At 62.7% G+C, this 15,728-nt stretch carries 13 protein-coding genes; 7 read left to right on the forward strand and 6 right to left on the reverse strand.

Annotated features, from left to right (window positions below):
- Positions 1 to 5 precede the first annotated feature (5 nt).
- The 7 genes from AC3ZU9_RS21170 (at position 6) to AC3ZU9_RS21200 (ending at position 10,575) form a co-directional block, all read left to right on the forward strand.
- Entirely contained in the window at positions 6 to 1,577 is a 1,572-nt protein-coding gene (locus tag AC3ZU9_RS21170) for an ABC transporter ATP-binding protein (RefSeq protein WP_490091280.1), read from the forward strand.
- Positions 1,578 to 1,636: 59 nt separating this feature from the next.
- Complete coding sequence (locus AC3ZU9_RS21175; protein WP_102060309.1) at positions 1,637 to 3,037, forward strand: sigma-54 interaction domain-containing protein; 1,401 nt, start codon at positions 1,637 to 1,639, stop codon at positions 3,035 to 3,037.
- Between the two features lie 295 nt (positions 3,038 to 3,332).
- Complete coding sequence (locus AC3ZU9_RS21180) at positions 3,333 to 4,724, forward strand: GntP family permease (protein WP_046034062.1); 1,392 nt, start codon at positions 3,333 to 3,335, stop codon at positions 4,722 to 4,724.
- 7 nt (positions 4,725 to 4,731) lie between these two features.
- Entirely contained in the window at positions 4,732 to 5,505 is a 774-nt protein-coding gene (locus tag AC3ZU9_RS21185) for a 3-hydroxybutyrate dehydrogenase (protein WP_046034061.1), read from the forward strand.
- Positions 5,506 to 5,666: 161 nt separating this feature from the next.
- Complete coding sequence (locus tag AC3ZU9_RS21190; RefSeq protein WP_490091268.1) at positions 5,667 to 7,625, forward strand: acetoacetate--CoA ligase; 1,959 nt, start codon at positions 5,667 to 5,669, stop codon at positions 7,623 to 7,625.
- Between the two features lie 135 nt (positions 7,626 to 7,760).
- The gene (locus AC3ZU9_RS21195; protein WP_122810671.1) at positions 7,761 to 10,256 is read left to right on the forward strand and encodes a hybrid sensor histidine kinase/response regulator; all 2,496 of its coding nucleotides are present in this window, start codon (positions 7,761 to 7,763) and stop codon (positions 10,254 to 10,256) included.
- A gap of 43 nt (positions 10,257 to 10,299) precedes the next feature.
- Entirely contained in the window at positions 10,300 to 10,575 is a 276-nt protein-coding gene (locus AC3ZU9_RS21200) for a peptidylprolyl isomerase (RefSeq protein ID WP_003174397.1), read from the forward strand.
- 120 nt (positions 10,576 to 10,695) lie between these two features.
- On the opposite strand, the gene AC3ZU9_RS21205 is transcribed toward AC3ZU9_RS21200, so the two are convergent.
- The 6 genes from AC3ZU9_RS21205 to AC3ZU9_RS21230 form a co-directional block, all read right to left on the reverse strand.
- On the reverse strand, positions 10,696 to 11,604 hold the full coding sequence (locus tag AC3ZU9_RS21205; RefSeq protein WP_320400611.1) for a sugar kinase: 909 nt from the start codon (positions 11,602 to 11,604) through the stop codon (positions 10,696 to 10,698).
- 117 nt (positions 11,605 to 11,721) lie between these two features.
- Entirely contained in the window at positions 11,722 to 12,930 is a 1,209-nt protein-coding gene (locus AC3ZU9_RS21210; protein ID WP_490091269.1) for an amino acid deaminase, read from the reverse strand.
- Between the two features lie 8 nt (positions 12,931 to 12,938).
- Positions 12,939 to 13,703: an IclR family transcriptional regulator gene (locus AC3ZU9_RS21215; RefSeq protein ID WP_012723822.1), complete on the reverse strand. Its 765-nt coding sequence runs from the start codon at positions 13,701 to 13,703 to the stop codon at positions 12,939 to 12,941.
- A gap of 168 nt (positions 13,704 to 13,871) precedes the next feature.
- Complete coding sequence (locus AC3ZU9_RS21220; protein ID WP_012723821.1) at positions 13,872 to 14,261, reverse strand: RidA family protein; 390 nt, start codon at positions 14,259 to 14,261, stop codon at positions 13,872 to 13,874.
- A gap of 16 nt (positions 14,262 to 14,277) precedes the next feature.
- On the reverse strand, positions 14,278 to 15,060 hold the full coding sequence (locus AC3ZU9_RS21225; RefSeq protein ID WP_490091270.1) for an amino acid ABC transporter ATP-binding protein: 783 nt from the start codon (positions 15,058 to 15,060) through the stop codon (positions 14,278 to 14,280).
- Positions 15,057 to 15,719: an amino acid ABC transporter permease gene (locus AC3ZU9_RS21230; RefSeq protein ID WP_012723819.1), complete on the reverse strand. Its 663-nt coding sequence runs from the start codon at positions 15,717 to 15,719 to the stop codon at positions 15,057 to 15,059. The genes AC3ZU9_RS21225 and AC3ZU9_RS21230 overlap by 4 nt, the downstream gene beginning before the upstream one ends.
- Between the last annotated feature and the right edge of the window lie 9 nt (positions 15,720 to 15,728).

The following is a 15,728-nucleotide window of genomic DNA, read 5'->3' on the forward strand; positions in this document are numbered from 1 at the left end:
CCCCTATGAACCTGATCGAAATCCGCGACCTCAACGTCGCTTTCAGTGGCCAGACCGTGGTCCGCCACCTGAGCCTGGACGTTCGCCCCGGCGAGTGCCTGGCGCTGGTGGGTGAGTCGGGCTCGGGCAAGTCGGTGACGGCCCATTCGATCCTGCAACTGCTGCCGGAAGCGGGCACCGACACCACCGGTTCCATCACGTATCGCGGCCAGGAGTTGATCGGCGCCTCGGCCTCGACGTTGCAGAAACTGCGCGGTGACCGCATTGCGATGATCTTCCAGGAGCCGATGACCTCCCTGAACCCGCTGCACAGCATCGAAAAGCAGATCGGCGAAACCCTGCTGCTGCACAAGGGCTTGGGCGGCAAGGCGGCGCAGGCGCGCATCCTCGAATTGCTCGAGCTGGTGGGCATCCAGAAACCCCAGGAACGCCTCAAGGCTTATCCGCATCAATTGTCCGGCGGCCAACGCCAACGGGTGATGATCGCCATGGCCCTGGCCTGCGAGCCGGAACTGTTGATCGCCGACGAACCCACCACCGCCCTGGATGTGACCGTGCAGCGCAAGATCCTGCTGCTGCTCAAATCCCTGCAACAACGCCTGGGCATGTCGCTGCTGCTGATCAGCCATGACCTCAACCTGGTGCGCAGCATCGCCCAGCGCGTGTGCGTCATGCGCGCCGGCGAGATCGTTGAGCAGGCCGACTGTGAGACCTTGTTCACCGCGCCGCAGCATCCTTACAGCCAGTTGCTGCTGGATGCGGAACCGGCCGGTGATGCACTGTGCAGCGATGCGCGCGAGACGGTGTTGCAAGTGGATGACCTGACCGTGCAATTCCCCCTTGGCGGCGGGTTGTTCCGCCGCAAGACCTACCTGCGTGCGGTGGACGGCATCAGCCTCAGCCTGCAGCGCGGCAAAACCCTGGGGATTGTCGGCGAGTCCGGCTCGGGCAAGTCCACGCTGGGCCAGGCGATCCTGCGTTTGCTCGACTCCACCGGCAGCATCCGCTTCCAAGGCGAAGCGCTCGACCCGTTGAATAACCAGCAAATGCGCCCTTGGCGCAAGCAGATGCAGGTGGTGTTCCAGGACCCCTACGGCAGCCTCAGTCCGCGCATGACCGTGGAACAGATCATCAGCGAAGGCCTGGAAGTGCACGCGCCGTGCAGCCTGGCCGACCGCGATGCGCAGGTGATCCAGGTGCTCAAGGACGTCGGCCTCGACCCGGCCAGTCGCCACCGCTACCCGCATGAATTTTCCGGTGGGCAGCGTCAACGCATCGCCATCGCTCGCGCCCTGGTACTCAAGCCGGCGCTGATGCTGCTGGATGAACCGACCTCGGCCCTCGACCGCACCGTGCAGAAGCAAGTGGTGGCATTGCTGCGTGAGCTGCAGGAAAAATACGGCCTGACCTACCTGTTTATCAGCCATGACCTGGCCGTGGTGCGGGCCATGGCCCATGACATGATTGTGGTCAAGGACGGTAAGGTGGTGGAGCGCGGCGCCAGCCATGAGGTGTTCGATGCACCGCAACACCCGTACACCCAAGAGCTGCTGGCAGCGGCGCACATCCCCTTGTAAACACGCCCGCTCCCACAAGGATCGCGATTCCATGTCCAATTTGTGTTGGTGGCCTAAACATGAACATCACCGATAACCTCAAGGACTACCAACAGGTTCGTGGCCTGGCCATCCAGTCGCTGTTCGAGATCATCGAGCAGTCCAGCGAAGGCACGGTGATTGTCGACCGCGACGCCAATATCGTCTGGATGAACGAGCGCTACGCCAAGCGCTTCGGCCTGAAAAGCGCCGACGAAGCCATCGGCCAGCCATGCGAGCAGGTGATTTCCAATAGCCTGTTGCGCCAGGTGGTGCGCAATGACCAGCCGATCCTGCTGGATATCCAGGACACGCCCAAGGGGCCACTGGTGGTGATGCGCTTGCCGATCCACAACGAGGCCGGCGCGGTGATCGGCGCAATCGGGTTCGCCTTGTTTGATGAGCTGCGCAACCTGTCGCCGCTGATCGAGCGCTACCTGAGCATGCAGCAAGAGCTGGCCTCGACGCGCTCGCTGCTGCGTTCACGCCAGAGCAAGTACAACTTCGCGCATTTCATCGGCACCAGCGCTGCCAGCCTCGAGGTGAAACGCCGGGCGCGGCGCAGTGCGAGTGCCGAATCGCCGGTATTGCTGCTGGGCGAAACCGGCACCGGCAAGGAATTGCTGGCCCAGGCGATTCACGGTGCCTCCACGCGGGCGCACAAGGCCTTTGTCAGTATCAACAGCGCCGCGATTCCCGCTGACCTGCTGGAGGCCGAGTTCTTCGGCACCGCACCGGGCGCGTTTACCGGCGCCGACCGCAAGGGCCGTCCGGGCAAATTCCAGATTGCCCAGGGCGGCACCTTGTTCCTGGATGAAATCGGCGACATGCCGCTGCCGCTGCAAAGCAAACTGCTGCGGGTGCTGCAGGAAAAGGAATTCGAGCCGGTCGGCTCCAACGAGATGCTGCACAGCGATGTGCGCGTGATCGCGGCCACGTCCATGGACCTGGAAGCGGCGATCAAGCGCGGGGAGTTCCGCGCCGACCTGTATTACCGGCTGAATGTGCTGCCGATCCAGGTGCCGCCGTTGCGTGAACGGCTGGACGATATTCCGGCATTGAGCGAGGCGATCCTGGAGGAGCTGCGCAGCCAGCATGAACTGGACCACGCGGCGTTGGCCTTGCTGGCACAGCATGCGTGGCCGGGGAATATCCGTGAACTGCGCAATGTGCTGGAGCGGGCGGCGTTGCTGAGTGATGACCTGGTGCTGAATGCCGGTGAGATTCGTGCGGCGATTGGCACCTTCACCCCCGTGGAGCGTGGCAGTGCCGTGCCGGCGGTTGAGGGTGAGTCGTTCAGCGCAGCGCGGGAGCGGTTTGATCGGCAGGTGATTGGCGCGGCGTTGAGGGCGTGCGAGGGGAATGTGGTGGAAGCGGCCAAGCGGTTGGGGCTTGGGCGGTCGACGCTGTACAAGAAGATGGTGGCCCTGGGCATCGACTGATCTCTAAAAAGAGACACCATTATCAATATAGAGACTTTTCAATGTGTGAGGGGGCTTGCCCCCGATGGCAGTGTGTCAGTCAACTCACAAGCAACTGAAACACAGCCATCGGGGGCAAGCCCCCTCCCACATTGGCTCATCATTTGTCTCAATTTAGAGACAGTAGCTGAAACGGCACACCACCCACCAAAGATTATCTATATTTTTCAACCACTTAAATAATTGGCACACATCTCGCTATAGCCCTTCTCCAAAGCCTCACCCCACAAAAATAACAATTCGATGGAGACACACCATGAGTGTGATCATTGCCCTGGCAGCCCTCGCGCTGCTGATGCTGGCTGCTTACCGTGGCTATAGCGTTATCCTGTTTGCCCCCATCGCCGCCCTCGGCGCTGTCCTGCTCACTGACCCTTCCGCCGTCGCCCCTGCGTTTACCGGGGTGTTCATGGAAAAGATGGTTGGCTTCATCAAACTCTACTTTCCGGTGTTCCTGCTTGGCGCGGTGTTCGGCAAGCTGATCGAGCTGTCGGGCTTTTCACGCTCGATCGTGGCGGCGGCGATCCGCTTGCTCGGCACGCGCCAGGCGATGCTGGTGATCGTGCTGGTCTGCGCCCTGCTCACCTACGGCGGCGTGTCGCTGTTCGTGGTGGTGTTTGCGGTGTACCCGTTCGCGGCGGAGATGTTCCGCCAGAGCAATATCCCCAAGCGCCTGATCCCGGCGACCATCGCCCTCGGCGCGTTCTCGTTCACCATGGACGCCCTGCCCGGCACGCCGCAGATCCAGAACATCATCCCCAGCACGTTCTTCAACACCACGGCCTGGGCCGCGCCCTGGCTGGGGTTGATCGGTACGATCTTCGTGTTCTGCGCCGGCATGCTGTACCTGGCGCGCCAGCGCAACAAGGCGCAACGTGCCGGTGAAGGTTATGGCACCGAGCTGCGCAACGAGCCGGAAACCGCCGAAAACCTCACCCTGCCCAACCCGTGGATCGCGCTGTCGCCGCTGATCCTGGTGGGCGTGATGAACCTGTTGTTCACCCACTGGATCCCGCAGTGGTACGGCAAGACCCACAGCCTCAGCTTGCCGGGGATGAGCACGCCGGTGACCACCGAAATCGCCAAGCTGACGGCGATCTGGGCGGTGCAGGCCGCACTGCTGGTGGGCATCGTCATGGTGCTGGTGTTTGGCTGGTCGGCGATCAAAAGCAAACTCGCCGAAGGCAGTAAAAGCGCGGTCAGCGGTGCGCTGCTGGCGGCGATGAACACCGCGTCGGAATACGGCTTTGGTGCGGTGATCGCCTCGCTGCCGGGCTTTCTGGTGCTGGCGGACTGGCTCAAGGGCATCCCCAACCCGCTGGTCAACGAAGCGATCACCGTGACCCTGCTGGCCGGTATCACCGGTTCTGCTTCCGGCGGCATGAGCATCGCCCTGGCGGCCATGTCCGAGAGCTTTATTTCGGCGGCCCATGCGGCCAATATCCCCCTTGAAGTGCTGCACCGCGTCGCGGCCATGGCCAGCGGCGGCATGGACACCCTGCCCCACAACGGCGCGGTGATCACGCTGCTGGCGGTCACCGGCCTGACCCACCGCGAAGCCTACAAGGACATTTTCGGCATCACGATCATCAAGACCCTCGCGGTGTTCGTGGTGATCGGTACTTTCTATGCCACCGGCATTGTGTGAGGTTTTCATGACGACATTGAACGGCAAGACCGCCCTGGTCACCGGTTCCACCAGCGGCATCGGCCTGGGCATCGCCCTGAGCCTGGCCAAGGCCGGCGCCAACCTGATCCTCAACGGCTTCGGCGATGCCAGTGCGGTCATCGCCCAGGTGCAGGCCTTCGGCGGCAAGGTCGGCCACCACCCGGCCGACGTCAGCGACCCGGCGCAGATCGCCGACATGATCGCTTACGCCGAGCGTGAGTTCGGCGGCGTGGACATCCTCGTCAACAACGCCGGCATCCAGCACGTGGCGGCGGTCGAAGACTTCCCCGCCGAGCGCTGGGACTCGATCATCGCGATCAACCTGTCGTCGGTGTTCCACAGCACGCGTTTGAGCCTGCCGGGGATGAAGGCCAAGGGCTGGGGGCGTATCGTCAACATCGCCTCGGTGCATGGCCAGGTCGGTTCGGTGGGCAAGGCGGCGTACGTGGCGGCCAAGCATGGCGTGATTGGCTTGACCAAAGTGGTCGGGCTGGAAACGGCCACCAGCAACGTCACCTGCAACGCGATTTGCCCCGGCTGGGTATTGACGCCGCTGGTGCAGAAACAGATCGATGATCGCGCCGCCAACGGCGTAGACCCGCAACAGGCGCAGCATGATTTGCTCGCGGAGAAGCAGCCGTCGCTGGAGTTTGTAACGCCGCCGCAGTTGGGTGAACTGGTGCTCTTCCTGTGCAGCGAGGCCGGCAGCCAAGTGCGCGGCGCCGCGTGGAATATCGACGGCGGCTGGCTGGCCCAGTAACAGCGGACACTGGCATTCAAAATGTGGGAGGGGGCTTGCCCCCGATGAGGCAGTGCCAGTTGATACATCGGGTGGTTGACACACCGCAATCGGGGGCAAGCCCCCTCCCACATTGGCCCGGTGTTGTCTGGATGAATTAATACATAAAAAGAGACCTGCCTATGTCCGAGATCCTCTGGCAACCCTCCCCGGAGCGCATCGCCAACACGCGGATGGACCAGTTCCGGCGCTTTATCAATGACCGCTACAGCGTGCAGCTCAGCGACTACCCGGCCCTGCACCAGTGGAGCATCGACCAGCGCCCGGACTTCTGGCGGGCGATCGTGGCGTTCTTCGACGTGCAGTTTCGCAGCCCGCCCAGCGCAGTGCTGATCGAAGACGCCGAGATGCCCAGCGCCCAGTGGTTTCCCGGCGCGACCCTGAACTTTGCCGAGCACCTGTTGCGCCGGCGCGATGATCACCCGGCCGTGGTGGCCATCAGCGAAGACGGCCAACGCGAACAATTGACCTACGCCGAACTCGCCGAACATGTCGCCGGCCTGCAAAAAAGCTTGCGGGCTGCCGGTGTCACTCAGGGCGACCGCGTCGCCGCGTGCATGCCCAACACTTGGCAAACCCTGGTGGGCATGCTTGCCACCACCAGCCTCGGGGCGATCTGGTCGTGTTCATCGCCGGACTTCGGCACCCAGGGTGTGATTGACCGATTCGGCCAGATCGAACCCAAGGTGCTGATCACCTGCGCGGGCTACCGCTATGCCGGTAAAGACATCGACCAGACCGCCAAGCTCAATGAAATCCTCGCGCGCCTGCCGTCCCTGGAGCAGTTGATCATTGTGCCGTACGCACGGCCCCAGGCACGGGTCGAGGACTATCAGACCCATGCCCGCGTCACGCGGTGGTCGGACTTCTACCCGCCTGGCGGCGAACCTGAGTTCGTCGCGGTGCCGTTCGATCATCCGCTTTATATTCTCTATTCCAGCGGCACCACCGGCGTGCCCAAGTGCATCATCCACGGCACCGGCGGCGTGCTGCTCACGCACCTCAAGGAACACGGCCTGCATGCGGACCTGTCCCGCGATGACTGCCTGTTCTACTACACCACCTGCGGCTGGATGATGTGGAACTGGCTGGTGTCGGTACTGGCCATCGGCGCCACGGCGGTGCTGTATGACGGCTCACCGTTTCATCCGGGACCGGAGCGCCTGATTGACCTGATCGACGCGGAAAAGATCAGCGTGTTCGGCACCAGCCCCAAGTTTCTCGCCACGCTGGAAAAGGCCGGGTTGCAACCGCGCCTGAGCCATGACCTGGGCAGCCTCAAAGGGCTGATTTCGACCGGCTCGCCGCTGTCGCCGCAGAGCTACGACTACGTGTACCGCGAGATCAAGGGCGAGCTGTGCCTGTCATCGATGTCCGGTGGCACCGATATCGTTTCCTGCTTTGTGATCGGCAACCCAGTGTTGCCGGTGCGGCGCGGCGAAATGCAGTGCAAGAGCCTGGCAATGGCGATTGAAGTGTGGGACGACCAGGGCCAGCCGCTGGTCGGCGAAAAAGGCGAACTGGTGTGCACCCGGCACTTTCCGGCCATGCCCATCGGCTTGTGGAACGACCCGGATCGCCAGAAGCTGCGCGCCTCGTATTTCAGCCAGTTCCCCGGTGTCTGGGCCCAGGGCGACTATGCCGAGCAACGCCCCAACGGCAGCCTGTTGATTCACGGGCGTTCCGACGCGGTGCTCAACCCCGGTGGCGTGCGCATCGGCACGGCAGAGATTTATCGCCAGGTGGAAAAAGTCCCGCAGGTGCAGGAGAGCCTGGCCATTGGCCAACGCTGGCAGGATGACGTACGGGTGGTGCTGTTCGTGCGCCTCAATAACGGTGTCGAGCTGGATGAAGCCCTTGAGCAGCAGATCCGCCAAGTGATCCGCGCCAACACCACACCCCGCCACGTACCGGCGAAGATCCTCGCTGTCACCGATATCCCCCGCACCATCAGCGGCAAGATCGTTGAACTGGCGGTGCGCAATGTGGTGCACGGCGAACCGGTGAAGAACACCGACGCCCTGGCCAACCCGCAAGCCCTGGAACAGTTTCGCGACCGGCCCGAACTGACTGAAAGGTGAAAGGTTTCAGCGCTGACGCACTCATTTGAAGACAATCCCCGAATGCATGCTATTTTTCGGGGGTAGTCACCCATTCCCGACTCACGGGATAATGGGTGTTGTCATCTTTCAAAGCGTTACGCTCAGGGTTTTTACATGAAGGCAACCTCCACCGGCAGCGAAGCCGCCGCAATGATTGCGCGGCTGGACTGGGCGCAAAGCCCCCTCGGTGAGGCCAATGAGTGGCCGCAAAGCCTGCGCACGGCCGTGGATATCGTCGTCCACTCGCCGATGCCGATGCTCCTGCTGTGGGGCGACCAACTGACGCAACTCTACAACGACGCCTTCGCCCAGTTGGCCGGCAACAAGCACCCCGACGCCATGGGCCAACCGGCGCACCAGACCTGGCCGGAGCTGGAAAGCTTTACCGCGCCGATCTACGACGCCGTGCTCAGTGGCCAGGTGCGTACCTTCAGCGAGCAGCGCTTCGTACTGCAACGCCATAATCGCGACACTGAGATCTGGCTGGACCTAACTTACAGCCCGATCCGCGACGAAAGCGGGTGTGTCGCCGGCATCCTGGTCACCGCCATCGAAACCAACGAACGCCGTAAGGCCCAGCACAACACCGAACAACGCTTGCAGCTTGCACTGGCGGCGACCGACGCGGTGGGCACCTGGGACTGGGATATCGGCGAGGACCACTTTATCGCCGACGCCCACTTCGCCTACCTGCACGGCGTCGACCCCAGCGAGGCTGGCAGGCTGCCGATCAGCGACTACCTGCAAGGCGTGCACCCCGAAGACCGGGGCATGGTGGCGCGTAGCATCAAGCATTGCATCACCTTCGGCACCGAGTACGCCGAAGAGTACCGCCTGTTGCAAGCCGACGGCCAGGTGCGCTGGGTGTTCGCCCGCGGACGTTGCTACAAGGATCACCAAGGCCGCCCGGCGCGCTTCCTCGGCGCCGCGCTGGACCTCACCGAGCGCAAACACACCGAGCAGGCGCTGCGCCAAAGCCAGACCGAGCTGCAACTGATCATCAACGCCATGCCGGTGCTGATCGGCTATGTCGACCATGAACAGCGTTTTCGCCTGAACAACAGTGCGTACCTGGAGTGGTACGGCATGACGCCCCAGGAGCTGTACGGCAAGACCATCCGCGAAGTGCTCGGTGACGAGGTGTATGCCGGGCGCGCGGACAAGATCGCCGCCGCGCTGAAGGGCAAGCCCTGCAGCTTCATGACCATCACACCGCACTGCGACGGGCGGCCACGCCATGCCTTGATGAAGTACCTGCCGCGCTTCAGCACTGACGGCTCGGTGAATGGTTTCTACATCTTTGTGATCGATGAGACCGAACGCAAACTCACCGAAGAAGCCCTGCGCCACCTTAACGAAAACCTTGAGGAACGGGTCGCCCAGCGCACCCAGGCACTGGCCGAGGCCAACCAACGCCTGCAAAACGAAATGTTCGAGCGCGAACGCGCCGAAGATGCCCTGCGCCATGCGCAGAAGATGGAAGCGGTGGGCCAGCTCACCGGCGGTATCGCCCACGACTTCAACAACATGCTCACCGGCATCATCGGCAGCCTGGACCTGATGCAGCGCTATATCGCCGCCGGGCGCAGCGATGACATCGGGCGCTTTACCGATGCCGCCGTGTCCTCGGCCCATCGAGCCGCCGCCCTGACCCACCGGTTACTGGCGTTCTCGCGGCGCCAGTCGTTGGACCTTCAACCGCTGGACCCGAACCAGTTGGTGGCCTCCCTGGAAGATTTATTCCGGCGGACCAAAGGTGCGCATATCACACTCAACGTGCAGCTGGGCCACGACATCTGGCCGGTGAACACCGACGCCAGCCAACTGGAAAACGCCCTGCTCAACCTGGTGATCAATGCCCGTGACGCCATGCCCGATGGCGGCGAGATACTCATCGAAACCGCCAACAGCTACCTGGACGGCACCGACATCACCACCCTGGAACCGGTCAAGGCCGGCGACTACGTGATGCTCGGTGTGTGTGACAACGGTACCGGCATGGCGCCGAAAATCCTCGCCAAGGCGTTCGACCCCTTCTTCACCACCAAACCCATCGGCCAGGGCACCGGCCTGGGGCTGTCGATGATTTACGGGTTTGCCCAGCAGTCCGGTGGCCACGTGACGATTCAGAGTGAACCGGGCCAGGGCACCTGCGTGCGCCTGTACCTGCCGCGCCTGCACGGTACGTCGCTGGAAAGCAACCTGCCGCCTCACTCGGGCGAGGCGCCATTGGCGCTGGCGGGTGAGGCGGTCGTGGTGGTCGAGGACGACCCGGCGGTGCGCATGCTGGTGGTCAATGTACTCGATGAGCTGGGCTACACCGCACACCAGGCCGCCGATGCGCGTACCGCATTGCCGCTGTTGGAATCGGACTTGCGCGTGGACTTGCTGGTCACCGACGTCGGCCTGCCCGGCATGAACGGCCGACAACTGGCCGAGATCGCCCGCCAGCACCGGCCGGGCCTGCGCGTGCTGTTCATGACCGGTTACGCCGAGAAAGCCGCCGAGCGCCAGGGGTTCCTCGAGGACGGCATGGACATGGTCGCCAAGCCGTTTTCCATCGACCTGCTGGCGACCAAAATCCGCAGCATGATCAGCGTCGACCCATGAGTTCAGGCATAATCGCGCGCCGTCGCACACCTGGTAGAGATCAATGAAAGCCCAAGCCCGTCATATCCTGGTGAAAACCAGCGAAGAAGCCGAACAACTCAAGCAGCGTATCGCCAAGGGCGAGGCGTTTGATGTGCTGGCCAAGAAGTACTCCACCTGCCCGTCCGGCAAACGCGGCGGTGATTTGGGCGAAGTGCGGCCAGGGCAGATGGTGGGGGCGATTGATGCGGTGATCTTCAAGAAGCCGGTGAAGGTGGTTCACGGGCCGATCAAGAGCAAGTTTGGGTATCACTTGGTGCAGGTGTTTTACCGGGATTGAGGGGTTGGCGGCGGACCGCTATCGGGGGCAAGCCCCCTCCCACAAGTGACTGCATTCCTCCAGATGAAATGCGGTCAACTGTGGGAGGGGGCTTGCCCCCGATCCGCCGCAGGCGGCCATTCACCCCCTGGAAATCAGCGCCCCCGGCACCTGGATAACCCGGCTGGCCAACCGATGCCCGGCCAAAGCCGCCGCCTCTGGAGTACCGCCCTTAAACCGACTGGCCAGGTACGCCGCACTGAACGAATCCCCCGCCGCCGTCGTATCCACCACCTGTTCGACCTTGATCGCCGGCACCGCAAACCGCTCGCCCTTGCACCGGATCAGGCACGCATCCGCGCCACGTTTGAGCACCACTTCTTCAATCGCCGGGTACGCCGCGAACACTTGCTCACTGTCGGCGTAGCCAAACAACGCCCGCTCGTCATCCTCGGTCAGCAAGGCGATATCCACTTCTGCCAACACCGTGCGATACGCCGCGCGCGCCGCCTCGACACTGGCCCACAAACGCGGCCGGTAGTTATTGTCGAACACCACCTTGCCGCCGCGCCGACGGGTTTCTATAAGGGTCTGCAGTAAACGCCCACGGCCAATTTCCCCCAGCACTGCCAGGGTGATACCGCTGAAATACACCACGGCATAGTCCGGCAAGGCGGCCAGAATCGGTTCGGCGGCGGGCGTGGTGAAGCAGTCGCGTACGGCGGCTTCGTTGCGCCAGTAGAGGAACTTGCGCTCGCCGTTGGCGTCGGTCTGGATGCAGTACAAGCCTGGCAAACGTCCGGCCAGGCGCTGCACCATGCCCAGGCCGAGGCCTTCCTCCGTCCATTGCCGGCACATGGCATCGCTGAAACTGTCGTCGCCCAGGGCGGTGACGTAGTCGACGCTGCCGGTGTCGCCCAGTTCGCGACGCAGGTACACCGCGGTGTTCAGGGTGTCGCCGCCGAAGCTCTGGTGCAAGCTGCCGTCGGCGCGGTGTTGCAGTTCGATCATGCATTCGCCGATCAGGGCGATTCGGAGTTGGGTGTTCATAGTGATTGTCTCGGGCGTGGCTGATGGCCTCATCGGGGGCAAGCCCCCTCCCACCGTTTGATGTGTGAACCTATTCAATGGTGGGAGGGGGCATACCCGCGATAGGAACGGCGCGGTCTAGAAGCAGGTATGCAGAGACTCGACGACCTGCAACTGCTCATCCACCAGGCAGCCGACCTGCCACTTATCAAAGGTCAGGCACGGGTGCGAAGTGCCGAACGAAATGATGTCACCAATACGCAGTTCAACCCCAGGCGCTACGGTCATGAACGCGTGCTGGTCCATCACCGCCGTGACCTTGCACGCCCCCACGTCATCGCCTTGTGCCGGGAGAATCCCGGCCTTGTAGCGCTTGAGCGGCACCGGCAGGCCGGCATCGTAGGCAACGTCGCGCTTGCCCAGGGCGATCACCGCAAAGCCCGGCTCGGGCATCGATTGCACGTGGGCCCAGACCTCCAGGGCCGGGCGCAAGCCTTCGCTGAGGTCGCTGCGGCGGTCGAGCACGCAGCATTGCGCGTCTTTGTAGATGCCGTGGTCATGGGCCACGTAGCTGCCGGGGCGCAGCACGCTGAGGAAGCGACCCGCAGCGTTTTGCTCTTCGAACGACTCGGCGATCAGGTCATACCAGGCCGAACCCGAGGCCGTGATGATCGGCTTGGGCAAGTCGAAAGCGCCATTGTTCTGCAGGTCCACCGCCAGGCGCACCAAGCTGGCCGCGAAGTCGCGGATGCCGCTGATGGCGTGCTCGCCGTGGATCACACCTTCATAGCCTTCGATACCGGTGAGGGCCAGGGACGGCTGGGCCTTGATCGCCTTGGCCAAGTCGCGCACCTCCTGCTCGCTGCGGCACCCGCAACGGCCGCCGACCACGCCGTATTCGATCATCACGTTCAGGCGCAAGCCACGGGCGGCGAAGAACAGGCCCAGGTCGGCAACGTTATCGGGGTGATCGACCATGCAGTGGAAGTCGAAATCCGGGTCGGCCAGCAGGTCGGCGATCAGCGCCATGTTCGGCGCGCCCACCAGTTGGTTGGCCATCAGCACACGGCGTACACCGCCGGCGTAGGCCGCGCGGGTCTGCACCGCGTTGGCCAGGGTGATGCCCCAGGCGCCTTGGGCGAGCTGGCGCTGGAACAGCGCCGGCATCATGCTGGTCTTGCCGTGGGGCGCGAGTTCCGCGCCGCTCTTGCTGACAAAGTCCTGCATCCAGCGGATGTTGTGTTCCAGGGCGTCGCGGTGCAGCACCAGGGCCGGCAGGCTGACATCGCGGACCAGGTGGGCACCGACGGCGGCGGCGCCTTTTTCAACAGCGTTGAGGGCAGACATGGAAACTCCTATTCGTTGATGCGCCGGGCCAGGTTGTTGGCGCTTTCGATCAACACCCGGCGATAGTCGTTGTAGTTTTTGCTGGCATCGGCGCGTGGGGCGACGATGCACAGGGTCGCAATGCTGATGCCTTGCGCGTCCCGCACCGGGGCGGCAAAGCAATGGGTAAAGGTGTCGGCCACGCTGTCGAAGGAAAAGAACCCATCGAGGGTGGCCTGGCGGATTTGTGCCAGGAACGTCTCCAGCGGCAGGCGCTGGCCGTCCGGCAGGATGAAGTCATCGTGGTCGATCAGGTCGACGATCTGCTGGTCACTCAAGTGCCCCAGCAACAGGCGCCCGGACGCCGTCCACGGGATCGGTGCGTTTTCACCGATGTCCGAGGAAATGCGAAAATGCCGCTCGCCCTCGCGCATCAGCGCCACTGTGTATTTGCGCCCGTTGAGCAGGCACATCTGCGCGGTTTCGTGGGTCTGGCTGACGATCTCCTGCAAGGCATGGTCGGCCTCGCGGGTCAGGTCGAAATGACGCAAGTGCGCCTGGCCGAGAAAGTACAACTGGCGGCCGAGGTAGACGTGGCCGTCCTTGCCCACCGTTTCCAGGATGCGTCGCTCCAGCAGGGACGCGACCAATTCGTAGACGGTGGACTTGGGGCTGCCGATGCCGCTGGCAATATCATTCGGGCGCAGGGGCTGGCCGATTTCCTTGAGGAAATCGAGGATATCGAATGCACGGTCCAGGCCTTTGGCGCGGCGTTTGATGGTGTCTTCGGTCATGGCAATTTCGGTCCGGTCGAAGTTGTTGGGTACGACACAATTCTACTGTGGGAGGGGGCTTGCCCCCGATGAGGGAGTGTCAGCACATGCATGTGTGACTGACTCACCGCCATCGGGGGCAAGCCCCCTCCCACATTGGATTTGCGGTGGGCTTGAGAGTGGGGGCATTTAGCCTTTTTTCTTGTAGGCCACGCAATCGATCTCCACTTTGCAATCAACCATCATGTTGGCCTGCACACAGGCGCGCGCCGGGGCGTGTTCCGGGGTGAAGTATTCGCCGAACACCTTGTTGAAACTCCAGAAGTCCCGTGGGTCTTCCAGCCACACACCAACGCGCACCACGTCTTTGAGCTCGTAGCCGGCTTCTTCAAGGATCGCCACCACGTTGCGCAGGGTCTGGCGGGTTTGCTCGATGATCCCGCCGGTGATGATTTCGCCGTCCACCGCAGGCACTTGGCCCGAGACGTACAACCAACCGTCCGCTTCCACGGCGCGGGCGAAGGGACGGGGCTGGCCGCCGCCGGCAGTACTGCCGGCACCGTAACGAGTGATGCTCATAAAACTATGCTCCTGATTAAAAACGAATGTTCTTGAGAAATTCCGCCAGGCGCGGCGATTGCGGGCGTTCAAAAATATCCTTCGAGGTGCCCTGCTCTTCAATGCGGCCCTGGTTCATGAAAACGATTTTGTCCGAGACTTCATAGGCAAAGCGCATCTCGTGGGTGACCAGCAACATGGTCATGCCCTCCTCCGCCAGGCCCTTGATCACGCTGAGCACTTCGCCCACCAATTCCGGGTCGAGGGCCGAGGTGACTTCGTCAAACAGCATCAGGCTGGGGTTCATGGCAATCGCGCGGGCAATCGCCACGCGCTGTTGCTGGCCGCCGGACATCTGGCCGGGAAAGTGGTTGCGGCGCTCCAAAAGTCCTACACGGTCCAGCCATTTTTCTGCCAATACCACTGCCTCGTCCTTAGGCATTTTCTTAACTTTCAATAAGCCCAAGGTGACGTTCTGTAACGCGGTCAAGTGCGGGAACAGGTTGAACTGCTGGAACGCCATGCCGGTCATCGCCCGGTGCTGGGCAATCACGCGCTCGGGGTGACGCACGCGCTTGCCGGCGATTTCGCTGTAGCCGATGGACTCCCCATCCAGGGTGATCTGCCCGCCCTGGAATTCTTCCAGCAGGTTGACGCAGCGCAACAGCGTGGTCTTGCCCGAGCCGCTGGACCCGATCAAGGTCACCACATTGCCGCGCTGCATGGACAGGTCGACGCCCTTGAGCACTTCGACCTCACCGTATTGTTTACGCAGGCCGCGGATGTTCAGCAGCGGTGGGTTGGTGTGAGGTTGGTTCATGGCAAGGCCACCCGCTTTTCAATGTAGCGCCCGAATAACTCGATGGCGTAGTTGATGACAAAGAACAGAAACCCGGCGAACAGGTAGAACTCCAGGGTCATGAAAGTGCGCGCAATCACTTGCTGGGTGCTCAGCAGCAACTCGGCCACGCCGATCACCGAGAGCAAGGTCGAGGCCTTGACGATTTCCGTGGAGGAATTGACCCAGGTCGGCAGGATCTGGCGCAGCGCCTGGGGCAACAGCACGTAACCCAGGGACTGGTAGAACGTCAGGCCGATCGCCTTGCCCGCTTCCAGTTGCCCACGGGGAATGGCTTGCAGCGCACCGCGCACGATTTCCGACACGTGGGAGCCGCAGAACAGCGTCAGCCCGACCGCACCAGCCTGGAACGCGCTGATCTGCCAACCGAGCGCCGGCAGCATGTAGAAACACGCCAATACCAGCACAAACACCGGCGTGCCACGGATCAGGTCGACGTACAGGCGGAACGGCGCACGCATCCAGAATTTGCCGTAGGTGAGGACCAATCCGGCGACGATGCCGATCAGGGTGCCAAAGATAATGGCCAACGCTGACACATAAACGCTGGCTTGGAAGCCCGCCCAGAGGGTATCCCGGGCGATCCACAACTCATGCAACCAGCTGGGGGATTCGTACATGGAAACCTT

The organism is Pseudomonas sp. A39, from assembly GCF_058145955.1.

What these genes read in the sequence shown, in the direction of transcription:
- AC3ZU9_RS21170 (WP_490091280.1), top strand. Translation starts at nt 6, where the DNA reads ATGAACCTGATCGAAATCCGCGACCTCAACGTCGCTTTCAGTGGCCAG.
- AC3ZU9_RS21175 (WP_102060309.1), top strand. Translation starts at nt 1,637, where the DNA reads ATGAACATCACCGATAACCTCAAGGACTACCAACAGGTTCGTGGCCTG.
- AC3ZU9_RS21180 (WP_046034062.1), top strand. Translation starts at nt 3,333, where the DNA reads ATGAGTGTGATCATTGCCCTGGCAGCCCTCGCGCTGCTGATGCTGGCT.
- AC3ZU9_RS21185 (WP_046034061.1), top strand. Translation starts at nt 4,732, where the DNA reads ATGACGACATTGAACGGCAAGACCGCCCTGGTCACCGGTTCCACCAGC.
- AC3ZU9_RS21190 (WP_490091268.1), top strand. Translation starts at nt 5,667, where the DNA reads ATGTCCGAGATCCTCTGGCAACCCTCCCCGGAGCGCATCGCCAACACG.
- AC3ZU9_RS21195 (WP_122810671.1), top strand. Translation starts at nt 7,761, where the DNA reads ATGAAGGCAACCTCCACCGGCAGCGAAGCCGCCGCAATGATTGCGCGG.
- AC3ZU9_RS21200 (WP_003174397.1), top strand. Translation starts at nt 10,300, where the DNA reads ATGAAAGCCCAAGCCCGTCATATCCTGGTGAAAACCAGCGAAGAAGCC.
- AC3ZU9_RS21205 (WP_320400611.1), bottom strand. Translation starts at nt 11,604, where the DNA reads ATGAACACCCAACTCCGAATCGCCCTGATCGGCGAATGCATGATCGAA.
- AC3ZU9_RS21210 (WP_490091269.1), bottom strand. Translation starts at nt 12,930, where the DNA reads ATGTCTGCCCTCAACGCTGTTGAAAAAGGCGCCGCCGCCGTCGGTGCC.
- AC3ZU9_RS21215 (WP_012723822.1), bottom strand. Translation starts at nt 13,703, where the DNA reads ATGACCGAAGACACCATCAAACGCCGCGCCAAAGGCCTGGACCGTGCA.
- AC3ZU9_RS21220 (WP_012723821.1), bottom strand. Translation starts at nt 14,261, where the DNA reads ATGAGCATCACTCGTTACGGTGCCGGCAGTACTGCCGGCGGCGGCCAG.
- AC3ZU9_RS21225 (WP_490091270.1), bottom strand. Translation starts at nt 15,060, where the DNA reads ATGAACCAACCTCACACCAACCCACCGCTGCTGAACATCCGCGGCCTG.
- AC3ZU9_RS21230 (WP_012723819.1), bottom strand. Translation starts at nt 15,719, where the DNA reads ATGTACGAATCCCCCAGCTGGTTGCATGAGTTGTGGATCGCCCGGGAT.